Source organism: Xanthomonas cissicola (assembly GCF_008801575.1).
Lineage (GTDB): Bacteria > Pseudomonadota > Gammaproteobacteria > Xanthomonadales > Xanthomonadaceae > Xanthomonas > Xanthomonas cissicola.
Window position 1 is genome coordinate 1 of the sequence record NZ_VZPL01000010.1, and the last position, 14,345, is coordinate 14,345.

The window sequence follows — 14,345 nt, forward strand, 5'->3', positions numbered from 1 at the left end:
GGGCGACAACGTGAAGATGGTCGTGACCCTGATCAACCCGGTCGCGATGGACGAAGGTCTGCGCTTCGCCATCCGTGAAGGCGGTCGTACCGTCGGCGCCGGCGTGGTTGCCAAGATCATCAAGTAAAAGAGGGCTGCAGGTTGACGGTCTAGGCCGTTGGTGCAGTGGAAAAGGGGTCGGCGCAAGCCGGCCCTTTTTCGTTGCTGTCAGGCAGTGGTGGTAAGGATGGGCTGCGGGTCTACCCAAGCATGGGCTTGCGCGCCCAAATCATGTTCGCTACAATGCGCGGCTCGGTGTCCCTGGGTAGGGCGCTGAGTTACAGCGAAAAGAACGGCAGGATGCCGCTCGTGTTCGCCAGACCGGGAAGGTCGCGTTGCATGGAACACTCAACAACTCATGCGTTGTTGACCGTGCTCTTGTTGCGCATTATACTTTTCCGTCTGGGCAGGCCGGGTTACCGGGCTGCCTCAGTTTTTGGGCGGAGGAAATGCCCTCGCCAGTAGGACGCGCGGCGATTTCATCAACGTCAGGAATATCGGGGCAGGTATCCCAGAGGCTTGCCCGTCGCTCTTTTAACGAAGGAAGCTTCCGTCATGTCGGAACAAAAGATCCGGATTCGGTTGAAGGCGTTCGATCATCGTTTGATCGACCGTTCGGCCAGCGAGATCGTCGAAACGGCTAAGCGGACCGGCGCGCAAGTGCGTGGCCCGATCCCGTTGCCGACCAAGATTGAACGTTACACCATCCTCGTATCCCCGCACGCTGACAAAGATGCGCGTGACCAATACGAAACCCGCACGCACAAGCGTGTGCTCGATATCGTCGACCCGAACGACAAGACCGTGGACGCGCTGATGAAGCTCGAACTCGCGGCTGGCGTCGACGTCCAGATCAAGCTGACCTGAGGACTACGACCATGACGAAGAAATATTCGTTGGGCTTCGTGGGCCGCAAGGCTGGTATGAGCCGCGTCTTCACTGAAGACGGTCGCTCGGTACCGGTCACGCTGATCGAAGCAACTCCGAACCGCATCGCGCAGATCAAGACCGTCGAGGTTGACGGCTACAGCGCCGTGCAGGTCACCGTTGGCGCCCGTCGTGCCGCGCTGGTCAACAAACCGGCTGCTGGCCACTTCGCGAAGGCGAAGGTGGAAGCGGGTCGTGGCCTGTGGGAATTCCGTGTTGAAGATGCCCAGCTCGGCGATTTCGCCGTCGGTGGCGAAATCAAGGCGGACATTTTCGAGGTCGGCCAGAAGGTTGACGTCCAGGGCGTCACCAAGGGTAAGGGTTTCCAGGGCACCATCAAGCGCTACAACTTCCGTATGGGCGATGCAACCCACGGTAACTCGCTGTCGCATCGCGCGCCGGGTTCGCTGGGTCAGCGCCAGACCCCGGGTCGCGTTTTCCCGGGCAAGAAGATGTCGGGCCACATGGGCGCCGTGCAGCAAAGCACGCAGAACCTGGAAGTGGTCAAGGTCGATGTCGAGCGTGGTCTGATTGCTATCCGCGGCGCCGTGCCTGGCGCAGCTGGTGGCGACGTGATCGTCCGTCCGGCGAGCAAGGCATAAGGAGAGATGACGATGGAACTCGTTATCACGGGTAGCAACAACAAGGTCTCGGTCTCCGATGCCGTGTTCGGTCGCGAATTCAGCGAAGATCTGGTTCACCAGGTCGTCGTCGCGTATCGCAACGCCGGTCGCGCCGGTACCAAGGCACAGAAGACGCGTTCGGAAGTTGCGGGCACGACCAAGAAGTCGAAGAAGCAGAAGGGCGGCGGTGCGCGTCATGGCGCGCTGACGGCTCCGATCTTCGTCGGTGGCGGCGTGACCTTCGCGGCCAAGCCGCGCAGCTTCGAGCAGAAGGTCAACCGCAAGATGTACCGTGCGGCCATTTGCGCAATCTTCTCCGAGCTGAACCGTCAGGGTCGTCTGATGATCGTCGACGCGTTCGACCTCGAAGCGACCAAGACCAAGGGCTTGATCGAAAAGCTCAAGGGGCTGGGAGTGGGCAAGCGCCCGCTGATCGTCACCGAAGAGGCTTCCGAGCACCTGTATCTGTCCGCTCGCAACCTGCCGTATGTGCAGGTGCGTGACGTGCAGGGCCTGGATCCGGTCGCTCTGGTCGGGGCCGATACGGTCGTGATCACCGCTGACGCGGTCAAGAAGGTCGAGGAGTGGCTGGCATGAGCAGCAACGAAAAAATCTTCAGCGTGCTGCGCGCTCCGCGAGTCTCCGAAAAGACCGCGCGCCTGCAGGAAATCTCCAACCAGTATGTCTTCGAAGTTTCGAACGAAGCCACCAAGGCCGATGTAAAAGCCGCGGTTGAGCAGCTGTTCGACGTCAAGGTCAAGGCAGTCAACGTGGTCAACGTCAAGGGCAAGAGCAAGTCCTTCCGTAACCGTGCTGGCAACCGTGGCAATTGGCGCAAGGCGTACGTCCGCCTGGTCGATGGTCAGTCCATCGACGTAACGGCCAAGGCCTGAGGTCTATCCCATGCCATTGATGAAGTTCAAACCCACCTCTCCCGGCCGTCGTTCCGCCGTGCGCGTGGTTACTCCCGATCTGCACAAGGGTGCACCGCACGCGGCGCTGCTCGATTCGCAGAGCAAGTCCGGTGGTCGTAACCACCACGGCCGCATCACCGTGCGTCACGTCGGTGGTGGTCACAAGCAGCACTACCGCATCATCGACTTCAAGCGCAACAAGGAAGGCATTCCGGCGCGTGTGGAGCGGATCGAATACGATCCGAACCGTACCGCTCATATCGCCCTGCTGTGCTATGTCGACGGCGAGCGCCGCTACATCATCGCCCCCAAGGGCCTGAAGGCTGGCGACCAGGTCATTGCCGGTGCCAACGCACCGATCAAGACCGGCAACACGTTGCCGCTGCGCAACATCCCGGTCGGTACGACGGTTCACGGTATCGAGCTGAAGCCGGGTAAGGGCGCTCAGATCGCACGTGCTGCCGGTGCAGCCGTCCAGCTGGTCGCTCGCGAAGGCATCTATGCCACGCTGCGTCTGCGCTCGGGCGAAATGCGCAAGGTGCCGGTCGAGTGCCGCGCCACCATCGGCGAAGTCGGCAACGATGAGCATAACCTCGAGAAGTTGGGCAAGGCCGGCGCCAAGCGTTGGCGCGGTGTTCGCCCGACCGTTCGCGGTGCGGCCATGAACCCGGTCGATCACCCGCACGGTGGTGGTGAAGCGAAGGCTGGTCAGGGTAATCCGCATCCGGTCACCCCGTGGGGTGTTCCGACCAAGGGTTACAAGACGCGCAAGAACAAGCGCACCCAGCAGTTCATCGTCCGCGATCGTAGGGGCTAATCGACCATGGCACGTTCACTTAAGAAGGGCCCGTTCGTCGATCATCACCTTGCAAAGAAGGTGGAGTCCGCTGCGGGTAGCAAGAAGCCGATCAAGACCTGGTCGCGCCGTTCGATGATTCTGCCTGAAATGGTAGGCATCACCATCGCCGTGCATAACGGCAAGAACCACATTCCGGTGCTCGTCAACGAGAATATGGTCGGCCACAAGCTCGGCGAATTTGCCGTCACCCGGACCTTCAAGGGTCACGGTGGCGACAAGAAGTCGGGCAGGTAAGGAGAGATGACGATGGAAGCGAAAGCAATCCTGCGCACCGCGCGCATCTCCCCGCAGAAGGCCCGCCTGGTCGCTGACCAGGTGCGTGGTTTGTCCGCCGAGCGTGCGGTCAATCTGCTGAAGTTCTCGGACAAGAAGGCTGCACACCTGATCAAAAAGGTGGTGGAGTCGGCGATCGCCAATGCCGAGAACAATCAGGGCGCGGATGTCGACGAGCTGAAGGTCAAGACCATCATGGTTGATGAAGGTCCCTCCCTGAAGCGTTTCATGGCGCGGGCGAAAGGCCGCGGTACCCGCATCCTCAAGCGCACCAGCCACATCACTGTGGTTGTGGGCGCCGCCAAGTAAGCGGAAAGGAAAAGACCATGGGTCATAAAGTTCATCCGACTGGAATCCGCCTCGGCATCGCCAAGGACTGGAATTCCAAGTGGTACGCAAACAAGGCCGAGTTCGCCTCCTATTTGGCAGCCGACCTGAAAGTGCGTGAAATGCTGCGCAAGAAGCTCGCGCAGGCAGGTGTCAGCAAGATCTTGATCGAGCGCCCTGCCAAAACCGCCCGCGTGACCATTCACACCGCCCGTCCGGGTGTGGTGATCGGCAAGCGTGGTGAGGACATCGAAAAGCTGCGCAAGGAAGTGAGCGAGCTGATGGGCGTTCCGGCGCACATCAACGTCACCGAAGTGCGCAAGCCGGAGCTGGACGCGCAGCTGGTCGCCGAGTCGATCGCGCAGCAGCTTGAGCGTCGCATCATGTTCCGCCGTGCAATGAAGCGCTCGGTCGGTAACGCGATGCGCCTGGGTGCCCTGGGCATCAAGGTCAATGTGGCTGGCCGCCTCAACGGTGCAGAAATCGCCCGTTCGGAGTGGTACCGCGAAGGCCGCGTGCCGCTGCACACGCTACGTGCCGACATTGATTACGGTTTTGCCGAGGCGTCCACGACGTACGGCATCATCGGTATCAAGGTCTGGATCTATAAGGGCGAAGTCTTCGACTTCTCTCAGGTTGGCCAGGAAAAGCAGGACGACAGCCCGCGCAACGATCGTAACGATCGCGGCGACCGTGGTGACCGCCCGTCGCGCCCGGCTCGTGAAGCGAGGTAACGGCAATGTTGCAACCCAAGCGAACCAAATATCGCAAGATGCACAAGGGCCGTAACGACGGCCTGGCATGGAGCGGAAACGCCGTCAGCTTCGGCGAGTACGGTCTCAAGGCCACGGCGCACGGTCAGCTGACCGCACGCCAGATTGAAGCAGCACGCCGCACGATCAGCCGCCACGTCAAGAAGGGCGGCAAGATGTGGATCCGTGTGTTCCCCGACAAGCCGATCACCAAGAAGCCGATCGAAGTCCGCATGGGCTCCGGTAAGGGCAACGTGGAGTACTGGGTCGCGCAGATTCAGCCGGGCCGCATGATCTATGAAATCGAGGGAATCCCCGAAGAGACCGCACGTGAGGCGTTCCGCCTTGCCGCTGCCAAGCTCTCGGTGACCACCACTTTCGTGACCCGGACGGTGCGCTGATGGATATCAAACAACTCCGCGAGAAGTCGGCTGACGAATTGAAGGCCCATCTGACCGATCTGCGTAAGGAGCAGTTCTCGCTCCGTATGCAGCAGGTCACCGGCCAGCTGCCGAAGACCCACGAAACCCGCCGGGTGCGCCGCGAGATTGCTCGCGTCAAGCACCTGCTCGGCAGCACCAAGTAAGGACGGCCGCGATGAGCGACAATAACGAAAAGCAAACGCTGCGCACGGTCGAAGGCCGTGTCGTCAGCAACAAGATGGACAAGACGGTCACCGTGTTGGTGGAGCGCCAGGTCAAGCATGCTCTGTACGGCAAGTACATCAAGCGCTCGACCAAGCTGCACGCACACGACGCCGACAATGCCTGCAACGAAGGCGACGTCGTTCGTGTGACCGAGATTGCTCCGATGTCCAAGACCAAGAACTGGCGGGTGGTGGAAATCGTCACCCGTTCGGCCGAATAAGGGAGATCTGAATCATGATCCAGATGCAGAGCTACCTCGATGTCGCCGACAATTCGGGTGCCAAGGAAGTGATGTGCATCAAGGTGCTGGGCGGCTCCAAGCGCCGTTACGCACATATTGGCGACATCATCAAGGTGACCGTCAAGGACGCCATTCCGCGTGGCAAGGTCAAGAAAGGCGAAGTCTACGACGCCGTCGTGGTGCGTACTCGCAAGGGTGTGCGCCGTCCCGACGGTTCGCTGATCCGCTTCGATGGCAACGCCGCTGTGCTGTTGAACAATAAGCAGGAGCCGATCGGGACCCGCATCTTCGGGCCGGTGACGCGCGAGCTGCGTTCCGAGAAGTTCATGAAGATCGTCTCGCTCGCTCCCGAAGTGCTGTGAGCGGAGGACATACACATGGCTAACCGTATCAAGAAGGGCGACCAGGTCGTCATCAACACCGGCAAGGACAAGGGTAAGCAGGGTGAAGTGGTGCGTGTGGACGGCGATCGCGTGATCGTCTCCAACGCCAACGTCATCAAGCGCCACACCAAGCCGAACCCGCAGGCAGGCGTTGCCGGCGGCGTGGTCGAGCGTGAAGCGTCGATCCATATCTCCAACGTCAATATCGTCAACCCGGCAACGGGCAAGGGCGAGCGCGTTGGCTTCAAGGTGCTGGAGGATGGACGCAAACTGCGTGTGTTCCGCTCCAGCGGTGAGGCGCTCGACGCCTGAGGAATGAGATCATGAACACTCGTCTCGAAAAGTTTTACAAGGACAACGTGGTGCCGGCCCTGATGAAGGAGTTCGGCTACACCAATCCGATGGAAGTGCCGAAGCTGGTCAAGGTCACGCTCAATATGGGCGTAGGCGAAGCCGCTACCAACAAGAAGATCCTGGAAAATGCGGTTGCCGACATGGCGAAGATCTCCGGTCAAAAGCCGGTGGTCACCAAGTCGCGCGTTTCGGTCGCATCCTTCAAGATCCGTGACGGCTGGCCGATCGGCTGCAAGACCACCTTGCGTCGCGCCAAGATGTACGAGTTCCTGGATCGTCTGATCAACATCTCGTTGCCGCGCGTGCGTGACTTCCGTGGTGTGTCCGGTCGCTCCTTCGACGGTCGTGGCAACTTCAACATGGGTGTGAAGGAACAGATCATCTTCCCGGAAATCGACTTCGACGCCGTCGACGCGATCCGCGGTATGGATATCGCCATTACCACCACCGCCAAGACGGATGCGGAAGCGAAGGCGCTGCTGGCAGCGTTCAAGTTCCCGTTCCGTAACTGACCGTCGAGGACATCCGAAATGGCAAAGACCTCCATGATCCACCGCGACATCAAGCGTGCAAAGCTGGCGAAGAAATTCGCCGGCAAGCGTGATGCGTTGAAGAAGATCCTCTCCAGTCAGGATGCGTCCTACGAAGAGAAGATCGATGCGTCGACCAAGTTGCAGAAGCTGCCGCGCGATTCGTCGCCGAGCCGCCACCGCAACCGTTGCGAGCTGTCCGGTCGCCCGCGCGGTGTCTACCGCAAGTTCGGCCTGGGTCGCAATATGCTGCGCAAGGCCACGATGAACGGCGACGTTCCGGGCCTGCGCAAGGCAAGCTGGTAACTGCATTCCGGCCGTTCGCGGCCGGATTTGAACAGGATCGTTCTGTTCAACAAGGGAGTCCGACGCAAGTCGGGCTCTTTTGTCGTATACTTCCGCTTCTGTCTTGCCCGTGCGGGCCTGGCATGGCGTCAAGGGTCCTGGCCCGTCCCCAGGAAAACACAAGATTTTCGCGAAAGCGGATATCGGTGCACTCAAAGGTACTCACATGAGCATGACTGATCCCATCGCCGACCTGCTGGTTCGCATCAAGAATGCGGCCGCGGTTGGTAAGCAGACGGTGAAATTGCCGTCGTCCAAGATTAAGGTTGCGATCGCCCAAGTCCTGAAGGACGAGGGTTACATCACCGACCTGCGCGTGACCCAGACCGAAAACAACAAGGCGGAACTGGAAATCGTGCTGAAGTATTTCGAAGGCCGCCCGGTCATCGAGACCCTGAAGCGTTTTTCGCGCTCGGGTCTGCGCCAGTACCGCGGCAAGACCGAGCTGCCCAAGGTCCTGGGTGGCCTGGGTATCGCCATCATCTCCACGTCGAAGGGCATCATGACCGATGCGCAGGCTCGCGAAGCCGGCGTTGGTGGTGAAGTTCTGTGCTTCGTGGCCTAAGGGAAGGAATCGAACATGTCCCGTGTAGCCAAGAAGCCTGTCTCCCTCCCGAAGGGTGTTGAACTCAACGTCCAGCCTGAGCTGGTCAGCGTCAAGGGCCCGAAGGGCACGTTGATCCTGCCGAAGCCGGCTGGTGTCGAAATCGCCATCGATGGCGGCGTTGCCACGCTGTCGGCCAACGATCCGTCGCAGATCGCCCTCACCGGCACCGTCCGCGCCATCCTGGCCAACATGGTCAAGGGTGTCTCCGAAGGCTTCGAGCGCAAGCTCGAACTGGTCGGCGTCGGTTACCGCGCTGCCATGCAGGGCAAGGACCTGAGCCTGGCGCTCGGTTTCTCGCACCCGCTGGTGTTCGTGGCGCCGGAAGGCATCACGCTGTCGACTCCCACTCAGACCGAAATCGTGGTCCAGGGCGCCGACAAGCAGCGCGTCGGCGAAGTTGCCGCCAAGATTCGCGGTTTCCGTCCGCCGGAGCCCTACAAGGGCAAGGGTGTGAAGTACGCCGGTGAAGTCATCATTCGCAAGGAAGCCAAGAAGGCTTAATGGCGAGTCCCTCGCAGGAGCCCGCACATCCCTGTGCGGACTTTTGATAGGAGCACGCTTTCCCTTCAGCTTTCGTAGGATAAATATCATGAGCATCAACAAGAACATCGCCCGTCTGCGCCGCGCCAAGTCCACCCGTGCGCACATCCGTGAGCTGGGCGTTGCCCGTCTGTCGGTGCTGCGCACCGGTCAGCACCTGTACGCGCAGGTCTTCACTGCCGATGGCTCCAAGGTGATCGCTGCTGCGAACACCCTGCAGGCCGACGTCAAGGATGGCCTGAAGAATGGCAAGAACAGCGATGCGGCTGCCAAGGTCGGCAAGCTGATCGCCGAACGCGCCAAGGCTGCTGGCATCGAGAAGGTTGCATTCGACCGCTCGGGCTACCGCTACCATGGCCGCATCAAGGCGCTCGCCGACGCAGCGCGCGAAGGCGGCCTGCAGTTCTAAGCACTGCTGCGGAGGCGGTCATCGACCGCCTCCGCAATACCGCCGGCAGGGAAATGCCGGACCGCCCCGTTCTTTTGCAACGGTGCCGGGAACACCGCTTCACTTCACAACCATAAGCGGCTTCGAGCCGTACATACTCAATCAATCAAGGAATCAAGATGGCAGAAGAACGTGCACCGCGGGGTCGTGATCGCGACCGTAACCGCGAAGAGAAAGTCGACGATGGCATGATCGAAAAGCTGGTCGCGGTCAATCGCGTCAGCAAGACGGTCAAGGGCGGTCGCCAGTTCACCTTCACCGCGCTGACCGTGGTCGGCGATGGTCTGGGCAAGGTCGGTTTTGGTTATGGCAAGGCGCGCGAAGTGCCGGTCGCCATCCAAAAGTCGATGGAACAGGCACGCAAGAACCTGGCTACTGTCGATCTGAACAACGGCACCTTGTGGCATGCCGTCAAGTCTGGCCATGGCGCAGCACGCGTCTACATGCAGCCGGCGTCGGAAGGTACGGGCGTCATCGCAGGCGGCGCCATGCGCGCTGTGCTGGAAGCGGTTGGCGTCAAGAACGTGTTGGCCAAGGCCGTCGGTTCGCGTAACCCGATCAACCTGGTCCGTGCGACTCTCAAGGGTCTGTCGGAAGTGCAGTCGCCGGCACGCGTTGCGGCCAAGCGCGGCAAGAAGGTGGAGGAGCTCAACCATGGCTAAGGACACCAACAAGACCGTCAAGGTGCGCCTGGTGCGTGGCCTGCGTGGAACCCAGTCGCGTCACCGCCTGTCGGTGCGTGCGTTGGGCCTGAATAAGCTCAACGATGTGCGTGAACTGAAGGACAGCCCGCAGGTGCGTGGTCTGATCAATACGGTTCACTACCTCGTCAAGGTTGAGGAGTAATCCCATGACTCTGCGTCTTAATGACCTCAAGCCGGCCGACGGCGCCCGTACCGAGCGCACCCGCGTCGGTCGTGGTATCGGTTCGGGCCTCGGCAAGACCGCTGGTCGCGGTCACAAGGGTTCGTTCGCTCGTAAGGGTGGCGGCAAGATCAAGGCCGGCTTCGAAGGCGGCCAGACCCCGATGCAGCGTCGTCTGCCGAAGATCGGTTTCCGCTCCAAGATGGCGCGCGATACCGCAGAAGTGTTGTCCTACCAGTTGGACAAGCTGGATGCTGGCGATGTCGACTTTGCAGCGCTGCGTGCGGCCAATCTGGTCCCGAGCCGCGCCAAGAAGGCGAAGATCGTGCTGAAGGGCGAGCTGAGCAAGAAGTTCGTGCTGAAGGGCGTTGCGGCAACCGCAGGCGCCAAGGCGGCAATCGAAGCTGCCGGCGGCAGCGTAGAGGAGTAATCGGCAGATGGCGCAGGCTGGCATTGGTAACCTCGGCGGCGGGCTCGGCAAGTTCACAGAACTTCGCCAGCGGTTGCTGTTCGTCCTCGGGGCATTGATCGTTTATCGCATCGGCTGCTATGTGCCGGTGCCTGGCGTGAATCCCGATGCCATGCTTTCGTTGATGCAGGCGCAGGGCGGCGGCATCGTGGACATGTTCAACATGTTCTCGGGCGGCGCCCTGCACCGTTTCAGTATTTTTGCATTGAATGTGATGCCGTACATTTCGGCATCGATCGTGATCCAGTTGGCCACGCACATCTTTCCCGCCCTCAAGGCGATGCAGAAAGAAGGCGAATCGGGCCGACGCAAGATCACCCAATATTCGCGCATCGGTGCGGTGTTGCTGGCGGTGGTGCAGGGCGGCAGTATCGCGCTGGCACTGCAGAACCAGACCGCCCCTGGTGGCGCTCCGGTGGTGTATGCGCCGGGCATGGGCTTCGTGCTCACCGCGGTGATCGCTTTGACCGCTGGTACCATCTTCCTGATGTGGGTAGGCGAGCAGGTTACCGAGCGCGGCATCGGTAACGGCGTATCGCTGATCATCTTTGCCGGCATCGTGGCTGGCCTGCCGTCGGCGGCCATCCAGACGGTCGAAGCCTTCCGCGAAGGCAATCTGAGCTTCATCTCGCTGTTGTTGATCGTCATCACCATCCTGGCGTTCACGCTGTTCGTCGTGTTTGTCGAGCGTGGGCAGCGGCGGATCACGGTCAACTACGCGCGCCGCCAGGGCGGTCGCAATGCGTATATGAACCAGACCTCGTTCTTGCCGCTCAAGCTGAACATGGCCGGTGTGATTCCGCCGATCTTCGCGTCCAGCATCCTGGCATTCCCGGCAACGTTGTCGATGTGGTCGGGTCAGGCTGCATCGGGTGGTATCGGCTCGTGGCTGCAGAAGATTGCCAACGCGCTTGGCCCCGGTGAGCCGGTGCACATGCTGGTCTTCGCTGCGCTGATCATCGGTTTTGCGTTCTTCTACACCGCGCTGGTGTTCAACTCGCAGGAAACCGCCGACAACCTCAAGAAGTCGGGCGCGCTGATTCCGGGCATCCGTCCAGGCAAGGCCACCGCAGATTACGTCGATGGCGTGCTGACGCGCCTGACAGCTGCCGGTTCGTTGTACCTGGTAATCGTCTGCCTGCTGCCGGAAATCATGCGCACGCAGCTCGGCACTTCGTTCCACTTCGGCGGCACCTCGCTGTTGATTGCAGTGGTGGTGGTGATGGACTTCATTGCGCAGATCCAGGCGCACCTGATGTCGCACCAGTATGAGAGCTTGCTGAAGAAGGCCAACCTCAAGGGCGGCTCGCGCGGCGGTCTTGCGCGCGGTTAAGTGGTACACTAGATCTTCATTACGTGAAGACGGCCTGGTTCCCGGGCCACGATCTTCCGATCAGAAGGGCGGCTCGCGCGACGTCTCGCGCGCGGGTGTGACGGGGTGGTTCTGTGCGGGAGTAGCACAGGCGATTCGGAGTGGTTTTCTGGATCAGCACCGTCCGGCGCCGGAGCGAGGGCACACTCCCCACGCCGGGTCCATGGAACCTCTGGTTCCACGGGCTTCAAAGCAATCCGAGGCCTTGCTATAATTCCGAGTTAACTTTTGATCCATCCTGCCGGATGGCGCCTGGGCGCTGTCGGGCCATCACTCAGTTGGAGAATCGCGTCATGGCGCGTATTGCAGGCGTCAACCTGCCAGCCCAGAAGCACGTCTGGGTCGGGTTGCAAAGCATCTACGGCATCGGCCGTACCCGTTCGAAGAAGCTCTGCGAATCCGCAGGCGTTACCTCGACCACGAAGATTCGTGATCTGTCCGAACCCGAAATCGAGCGCCTGCGCGCCGAAGTCGGCAAGTATGTCGTCGAAGGCGACCTGCGCCGCGAAATCGGTATCGCGATCAAGCGACTGATGGACCTGGGCTGCTATCGCGGTCTGCGTCATCGCCGTGGTCTTCCGCTGCGTGGTCAGCGCACCCGTACCAACGCCCGCACCCGCAAGGGTCCGCGCAAGGCGATCAGGAAGTAAGGGATAGATCATGGCCAAGCCAGCAGAAAAGAAAACGAAGAAGAAGATCAAGCGCGTCATCACCGACGGCGTCGCTCACGTCCACGCTTCGTTCAACAACACCATCGTCACCATCACCGATCGCCAGGGCAACGCGCTGTCGTGGGCCACGTCCGGCGGCGCCGGTTTCCGTGGTTCGCGCAAGTCGACCCCGTTCGCTGCCCAGGTTGCCACCGAGAAGGCTGGCCGCGCTGCGCTCGATTACGGCGTGAAGTCGCTGGAAGTGCGTATCAAGGGTCCGGGTCCGGGCCGTGAGTCGGCCGTGCGTTCGTTGAACAACGTGGGCTACAAGATCACCAACATCATCGACGTGACGCCAATCCCGCACAACGGGTGCCGTCCGCCGAAGAAGCGTCGCGTCTAAAGGGAGCGATAAGAAATGGCTCGTTATATCGGTCCTACCTGTAAGCTCGCGCGTCGCGAAGGCGCCGACCTTTCCCTCAAGAGCCCGGCGCGTGCGCTGGACTCCAAGTGCAAGCTTGAGCAGAAGCCCGGCCAGCACGGCGCGGCTCGCAAGGGCAAGCTTTCCGACTACGCCACCCAGCTGCGCGAAAAGCAGAAGGTCAAGCGTATCTACGGTCTGCTGGAACGTCAGTTCCGCAACTACTACAAGAAGGCCTCGACCAAGAAGGGCAACACGGGCGAGAACCTGCTGCAGTTGTTGGAAACCCGTCTGGACAACGTCTGCTATCGCATGGGTTTTGCCGTCACCCGTCCGGCCGCGCGCCAGCTGGTGTCGCACCGTGGCGTGCTGGTCAACGGCAAGTCGGTGAATCTGGCCTCGTACCAGATCAAGGCTGGCGATGCGATCACGCTGTCGGAAAAGGCGCAGAAGCAGCTCCGCGTGCAGGAAGCCCTGACCGTGGCTGAGCAGCACGACATGACGCCGTCGTGGGTTGAAGTCGATTCGAAGAAGTTCAGCGGCGTGTTCAAGGCCGTTCCGGATCGCGCTGACCTGCCTTCGGATATCAACGAAGCGCTGATCGTCGAGTTGTATTCGAAGTAATTCACATTGGAGAACCTCCGGTACTGCCGGAGGTTCGCAGGAGACCCCGCAACATGACGGTTACCGCCAACCAGGTTCTGCGCCCCCGTGGTCCGCAGATCGAACGTCTTACCGACAACCGTGCCAAGGTCGTGATCGAACCCTTGGAGCGCGGTTACGGGCACACGTTGGGCAATGCCCTGCGTCGTGTGTTGTTGTCGTCGATCCCCGGTTTTGCGATCACCGAGGTCGAGATCGACGGTGTGCTCCACGAGTACACCACGGTCGAAGGTCTGCAGGAAGACGTGCTCGACGTCCTGCTGAACCTGAAAGACGTGGCGATTCGTATGCACAGTGGCGATAGCGCCACGCTGTCGTTGTCCAAGCAGGGTCCGGGTACGGTCACTGCGGCAGACATCAGGACCGATCACAACGTCGAGATCATCAACGGCGACCACGTGATCTGCCATCTGACCAAGGATACGGCGCTGAACATGCGCCTGAAGATCGAGCGCGGTTTCGGCTATCAGCCGGCTGCTGCGCGTCGTCGTCCGGACGAAGAGACCCGCACCATCGGTCGTCTGATGCTGGATGCGTCGTTCTCGCCCGTGCGTCGCGTTGCCTACGCCGTGGAAGCTGCGCGTGTTGAACAGCGCACCGACCTCGACAAGCTGGTGATCGATATCGAAACCAACGGCACGATCGATGCAGAGGAAGCCGTGCGCACCGCCGCCGACATCCTTAGCGATCAGCTGTCGGTGTTCGGCGATTTCACCCACCGCGATCGCGGTGCGGCCAAGCCGGCTGCCAGCGGCGTGGATCCGGTGCTGCTGCGTCCGATCGACGACCTCGAGCTGACCGTGCGTTCGGCCAACTGCCTGAAGGCCGAGAGCATCTACTACATCGGCGATCTGATCCAGAAAACCGAAGTGGAGCTGCTCAAGACCCCGAATCTGGGCAAGAAGTCGCTGACCGAAATCAAGGAAGTGCTGGCGCAGCGCGGCCTTGCTCTGGGCATGAAGCTGGAGAACTGGCCGCCGGCCGGTGTCGCCCAGCACGGCATGCTTGGTTAATGGGTCACCGCATGGGCGTCTTCGGGCGCCCATGCTGTTTTTCTACATCGACGGGCCGAAGCCCGCGATGACATCCGGTCAAAG

27 protein-coding genes are annotated in these 14,345 nt (G+C 60.9%); all 27 read left to right on the forward strand.

Features of this window, described 5'->3' with window-relative positions; all coding sequences use genetic code 11:
* Positions 1-127 (forward strand): EF-Tu C-terminal domain-related protein (locus tag F7R02_RS06205; RefSeq protein WP_484573170.1); only part of this gene is annotated, 127 nt, incomplete at its 5' end.
* 467 nt (positions 128-594) lie between these two features.
* Positions 595-906, forward strand: a complete 312-nt coding sequence (rpsJ, locus tag F7R02_RS06210; RefSeq protein ID WP_003486723.1) for a 30S ribosomal protein S10 — start codon at positions 595-597, stop codon at positions 904-906.
* 11 nt (positions 907-917) lie between these two features.
* The gene (gene rplC / locus F7R02_RS06215; protein ID WP_005917121.1) at positions 918-1,568 is read left to right on the forward strand and encodes a 50S ribosomal protein L3; all 651 of its coding nucleotides are present in this window, start codon (positions 918-920) and stop codon (positions 1,566-1,568) included.
* A gap of 12 nt (positions 1,569-1,580) precedes the next feature.
* A complete protein-coding gene (gene rplD, locus F7R02_RS06220) occupies positions 1,581-2,186 on the forward strand; it encodes a 50S ribosomal protein L4 (RefSeq protein WP_078591297.1) in 606 nt (201 codons plus the stop codon).
* A complete protein-coding gene (gene rplW / locus F7R02_RS06225; RefSeq protein ID WP_003486717.1) occupies positions 2,183-2,482 on the forward strand; it encodes a 50S ribosomal protein L23 in 300 nt (99 codons plus the stop codon). The genes rplD and rplW overlap by 4 nt, the downstream gene beginning before the upstream one ends.
* A gap of 10 nt (positions 2,483-2,492) precedes the next feature.
* Positions 2,493-3,320 (forward strand): 50S ribosomal protein L2, encoded by an 828-nt coding sequence (rplB, locus tag F7R02_RS06230; RefSeq protein WP_003486715.1) that lies wholly within the window; start codon positions 2,493-2,495, stop codon positions 3,318-3,320.
* A gap of 6 nt (positions 3,321-3,326) precedes the next feature.
* Entirely contained in the window at positions 3,327-3,596 is a 270-nt protein-coding gene (gene rpsS, locus F7R02_RS06235) for a 30S ribosomal protein S19 (RefSeq protein ID WP_005917128.1), read from the forward strand.
* A 12-nt stretch (positions 3,597-3,608) separates the two neighbouring features.
* Entirely contained in the window at positions 3,609-3,944 is a 336-nt protein-coding gene (gene rplV / locus F7R02_RS06240; RefSeq protein WP_003486710.1) for a 50S ribosomal protein L22, read from the forward strand.
* A gap of 17 nt (positions 3,945-3,961) precedes the next feature.
* Entirely contained in the window at positions 3,962-4,696 is a 735-nt protein-coding gene (rpsC, locus tag F7R02_RS06245; protein WP_003486708.1) for a 30S ribosomal protein S3, read from the forward strand.
* A 5-nt stretch (positions 4,697-4,701) separates the two neighbouring features.
* The gene (gene rplP / locus F7R02_RS06250; protein WP_003486706.1) at positions 4,702-5,115 is read left to right on the forward strand and encodes a 50S ribosomal protein L16; all 414 of its coding nucleotides are present in this window, start codon (positions 4,702-4,704) and stop codon (positions 5,113-5,115) included.
* Positions 5,115-5,300: a 50S ribosomal protein L29 gene (gene rpmC, locus F7R02_RS06255; RefSeq protein WP_003486703.1), complete on the forward strand. Its 186-nt coding sequence runs from the start codon at positions 5,115-5,117 to the stop codon at positions 5,298-5,300. Before rplP ends, rpmC begins: the two co-directional genes overlap by 1 nt.
* 11 nt (positions 5,301-5,311) lie before the next feature.
* Positions 5,312-5,581 carry a 30S ribosomal protein S17 gene (gene rpsQ / locus F7R02_RS06260; RefSeq protein ID WP_003486701.1) on the forward strand — a complete coding sequence of 90 codons (270 nt, stop codon included), beginning with the start codon at positions 5,312-5,314 and terminating at the stop codon, positions 5,579-5,581.
* Between the two features lie 14 nt (positions 5,582-5,595).
* Positions 5,596-5,964, forward strand: coding sequence for a 50S ribosomal protein L14 (rplN, locus tag F7R02_RS06265; protein ID WP_003486699.1), 369 nt, complete (start codon positions 5,596-5,598; stop codon positions 5,962-5,964).
* A gap of 15 nt (positions 5,965-5,979) precedes the next feature.
* A complete protein-coding gene (gene rplX, locus F7R02_RS06270) occupies positions 5,980-6,297 on the forward strand; it encodes a 50S ribosomal protein L24 (protein ID WP_003486696.1) in 318 nt (105 codons plus the stop codon).
* Positions 6,298-6,308: 11 nt separating this feature from the next.
* Positions 6,309-6,851 (forward strand): 50S ribosomal protein L5, encoded by a 543-nt coding sequence (gene rplE / locus F7R02_RS06275; protein WP_003486694.1) that lies wholly within the window; start codon positions 6,309-6,311, stop codon positions 6,849-6,851.
* An 18-nt stretch (positions 6,852-6,869) separates the two neighbouring features.
* Complete coding sequence (rpsN, locus tag F7R02_RS06280; protein WP_005917137.1) at positions 6,870-7,175, forward strand: 30S ribosomal protein S14; 306 nt, start codon at positions 6,870-6,872, stop codon at positions 7,173-7,175.
* A gap of 205 nt (positions 7,176-7,380) precedes the next feature.
* Positions 7,381-7,779: a 30S ribosomal protein S8 gene (rpsH, locus tag F7R02_RS06285; RefSeq protein WP_003486688.1), complete on the forward strand. Its 399-nt coding sequence runs from the start codon at positions 7,381-7,383 to the stop codon at positions 7,777-7,779.
* A 15-nt stretch (positions 7,780-7,794) separates the two neighbouring features.
* Positions 7,795-8,322 carry a 50S ribosomal protein L6 gene (gene rplF / locus F7R02_RS06290; RefSeq protein ID WP_078591263.1) on the forward strand — a complete coding sequence of 176 codons (528 nt, stop codon included), beginning with the start codon at positions 7,795-7,797 and terminating at the stop codon, positions 8,320-8,322.
* Positions 8,323-8,410: 88 nt separating this feature from the next.
* Complete coding sequence (gene rplR, locus F7R02_RS06295; protein WP_003486684.1) at positions 8,411-8,770, forward strand: 50S ribosomal protein L18; 360 nt, start codon at positions 8,411-8,413, stop codon at positions 8,768-8,770.
* 158 nt (positions 8,771-8,928) lie between these two features.
* Complete coding sequence (rpsE, locus tag F7R02_RS06300) at positions 8,929-9,471, forward strand: 30S ribosomal protein S5 (RefSeq protein WP_003486682.1); 543 nt, start codon at positions 8,929-8,931, stop codon at positions 9,469-9,471.
* Entirely contained in the window at positions 9,464-9,655 is a 192-nt protein-coding gene (rpmD, locus tag F7R02_RS06305) for a 50S ribosomal protein L30 (protein ID WP_003486678.1), read from the forward strand. Before rpsE ends, rpmD begins: the two co-directional genes overlap by 8 nt.
* Before the next feature lie 4 nt (positions 9,656-9,659).
* Entirely contained in the window at positions 9,660-10,103 is a 444-nt protein-coding gene (gene rplO / locus F7R02_RS06310) for a 50S ribosomal protein L15 (RefSeq protein ID WP_003486676.1), read from the forward strand.
* A gap of 7 nt (positions 10,104-10,110) precedes the next feature.
* A complete protein-coding gene (gene secY, locus F7R02_RS06315) occupies positions 10,111-11,475 on the forward strand; it encodes a preprotein translocase subunit SecY (protein WP_003486674.1) in 1,365 nt (454 codons plus the stop codon).
* Between the two features lie 332 nt (positions 11,476-11,807).
* A complete protein-coding gene (gene rpsM / locus F7R02_RS06320; protein WP_003486672.1) occupies positions 11,808-12,164 on the forward strand; it encodes a 30S ribosomal protein S13 in 357 nt (118 codons plus the stop codon).
* Positions 12,165-12,174: 10 nt separating this feature from the next.
* A complete protein-coding gene (rpsK, locus tag F7R02_RS06325) occupies positions 12,175-12,567 on the forward strand; it encodes a 30S ribosomal protein S11 (RefSeq protein WP_078591264.1) in 393 nt (130 codons plus the stop codon).
* A 15-nt stretch (positions 12,568-12,582) separates the two neighbouring features.
* Positions 12,583-13,209 carry a 30S ribosomal protein S4 gene (rpsD, locus tag F7R02_RS06330; RefSeq protein WP_002811641.1) on the forward strand — a complete coding sequence of 209 codons (627 nt, stop codon included), beginning with the start codon at positions 12,583-12,585 and terminating at the stop codon, positions 13,207-13,209.
* A gap of 53 nt (positions 13,210-13,262) precedes the next feature.
* Positions 13,263-14,261 carry a DNA-directed RNA polymerase subunit alpha gene (locus F7R02_RS06335; protein WP_002811635.1) on the forward strand — a complete coding sequence of 333 codons (999 nt, stop codon included), beginning with the start codon at positions 13,263-13,265 and terminating at the stop codon, positions 14,259-14,261.
* Positions 14,262-14,345 lie beyond the last annotated feature (84 nt).

What these genes read in the sequence shown, in the direction of transcription:
- rplW (WP_003486717.1), top strand. Translation starts at nt 2,183, where the DNA reads ATGAGCAGCAACGAAAAAATCTTCAGCGTGCTGCGCGCTCCGCGAGTC.
- rpmD (WP_003486678.1), top strand. Translation starts at nt 9,464, where the DNA reads ATGGCTAAGGACACCAACAAGACCGTCAAGGTGCGCCTGGTGCGTGGC.
- secY (WP_003486674.1), top strand. Translation starts at nt 10,111, where the DNA reads ATGGCGCAGGCTGGCATTGGTAACCTCGGCGGCGGGCTCGGCAAGTTC.
- F7R02_RS06335 (WP_002811635.1), top strand. Translation starts at nt 13,263, where the DNA reads ATGACGGTTACCGCCAACCAGGTTCTGCGCCCCCGTGGTCCGCAGATC.
- rplO (WP_003486676.1), top strand. Translation starts at nt 9,660, where the DNA reads ATGACTCTGCGTCTTAATGACCTCAAGCCGGCCGACGGCGCCCGTACC.
- rplP (WP_003486706.1), top strand. Translation starts at nt 4,702, where the DNA reads ATGTTGCAACCCAAGCGAACCAAATATCGCAAGATGCACAAGGGCCGT.
- rplV (WP_003486710.1), top strand. Translation starts at nt 3,609, where the DNA reads ATGGAAGCGAAAGCAATCCTGCGCACCGCGCGCATCTCCCCGCAGAAG.
- rpsQ (WP_003486701.1), top strand. Translation starts at nt 5,312, where the DNA reads ATGAGCGACAATAACGAAAAGCAAACGCTGCGCACGGTCGAAGGCCGT.
- rpsE (WP_003486682.1), top strand. Translation starts at nt 8,929, where the DNA reads ATGGCAGAAGAACGTGCACCGCGGGGTCGTGATCGCGACCGTAACCGC.
- rplE (WP_003486694.1), top strand. Translation starts at nt 6,309, where the DNA reads ATGAACACTCGTCTCGAAAAGTTTTACAAGGACAACGTGGTGCCGGCC.
- rplR (WP_003486684.1), top strand. Translation starts at nt 8,411, where the DNA reads ATGAGCATCAACAAGAACATCGCCCGTCTGCGCCGCGCCAAGTCCACC.
- rplB (WP_003486715.1), top strand. Translation starts at nt 2,493, where the DNA reads ATGCCATTGATGAAGTTCAAACCCACCTCTCCCGGCCGTCGTTCCGCC.
- rplX (WP_003486696.1), top strand. Translation starts at nt 5,980, where the DNA reads ATGGCTAACCGTATCAAGAAGGGCGACCAGGTCGTCATCAACACCGGC.
- rpsS (WP_005917128.1), top strand. Translation starts at nt 3,327, where the DNA reads ATGGCACGTTCACTTAAGAAGGGCCCGTTCGTCGATCATCACCTTGCA.
- rplD (WP_078591297.1), top strand. Translation starts at nt 1,581, where the DNA reads ATGGAACTCGTTATCACGGGTAGCAACAACAAGGTCTCGGTCTCCGAT.
- rpmC (WP_003486703.1), top strand. Translation starts at nt 5,115, where the DNA reads ATGGATATCAAACAACTCCGCGAGAAGTCGGCTGACGAATTGAAGGCC.
- rpsC (WP_003486708.1), top strand. Translation starts at nt 3,962, where the DNA reads ATGGGTCATAAAGTTCATCCGACTGGAATCCGCCTCGGCATCGCCAAG.
- rplN (WP_003486699.1), top strand. Translation starts at nt 5,596, where the DNA reads ATGATCCAGATGCAGAGCTACCTCGATGTCGCCGACAATTCGGGTGCC.
- rpsH (WP_003486688.1), top strand. Translation starts at nt 7,381, where the DNA reads ATGAGCATGACTGATCCCATCGCCGACCTGCTGGTTCGCATCAAGAAT.
- rpsJ (WP_003486723.1), top strand. Translation starts at nt 595, where the DNA reads ATGTCGGAACAAAAGATCCGGATTCGGTTGAAGGCGTTCGATCATCGT.
- rplC (WP_005917121.1), top strand. Translation starts at nt 918, where the DNA reads ATGACGAAGAAATATTCGTTGGGCTTCGTGGGCCGCAAGGCTGGTATG.
- rpsD (WP_002811641.1), top strand. Translation starts at nt 12,583, where the DNA reads ATGGCTCGTTATATCGGTCCTACCTGTAAGCTCGCGCGTCGCGAAGGC.
- rpsM (WP_003486672.1), top strand. Translation starts at nt 11,808, where the DNA reads ATGGCGCGTATTGCAGGCGTCAACCTGCCAGCCCAGAAGCACGTCTGG.
- rpsK (WP_078591264.1), top strand. Translation starts at nt 12,175, where the DNA reads ATGGCCAAGCCAGCAGAAAAGAAAACGAAGAAGAAGATCAAGCGCGTC.
- rplF (WP_078591263.1), top strand. Translation starts at nt 7,795, where the DNA reads ATGTCCCGTGTAGCCAAGAAGCCTGTCTCCCTCCCGAAGGGTGTTGAA.
- rpsN (WP_005917137.1), top strand. Translation starts at nt 6,870, where the DNA reads ATGGCAAAGACCTCCATGATCCACCGCGACATCAAGCGTGCAAAGCTG.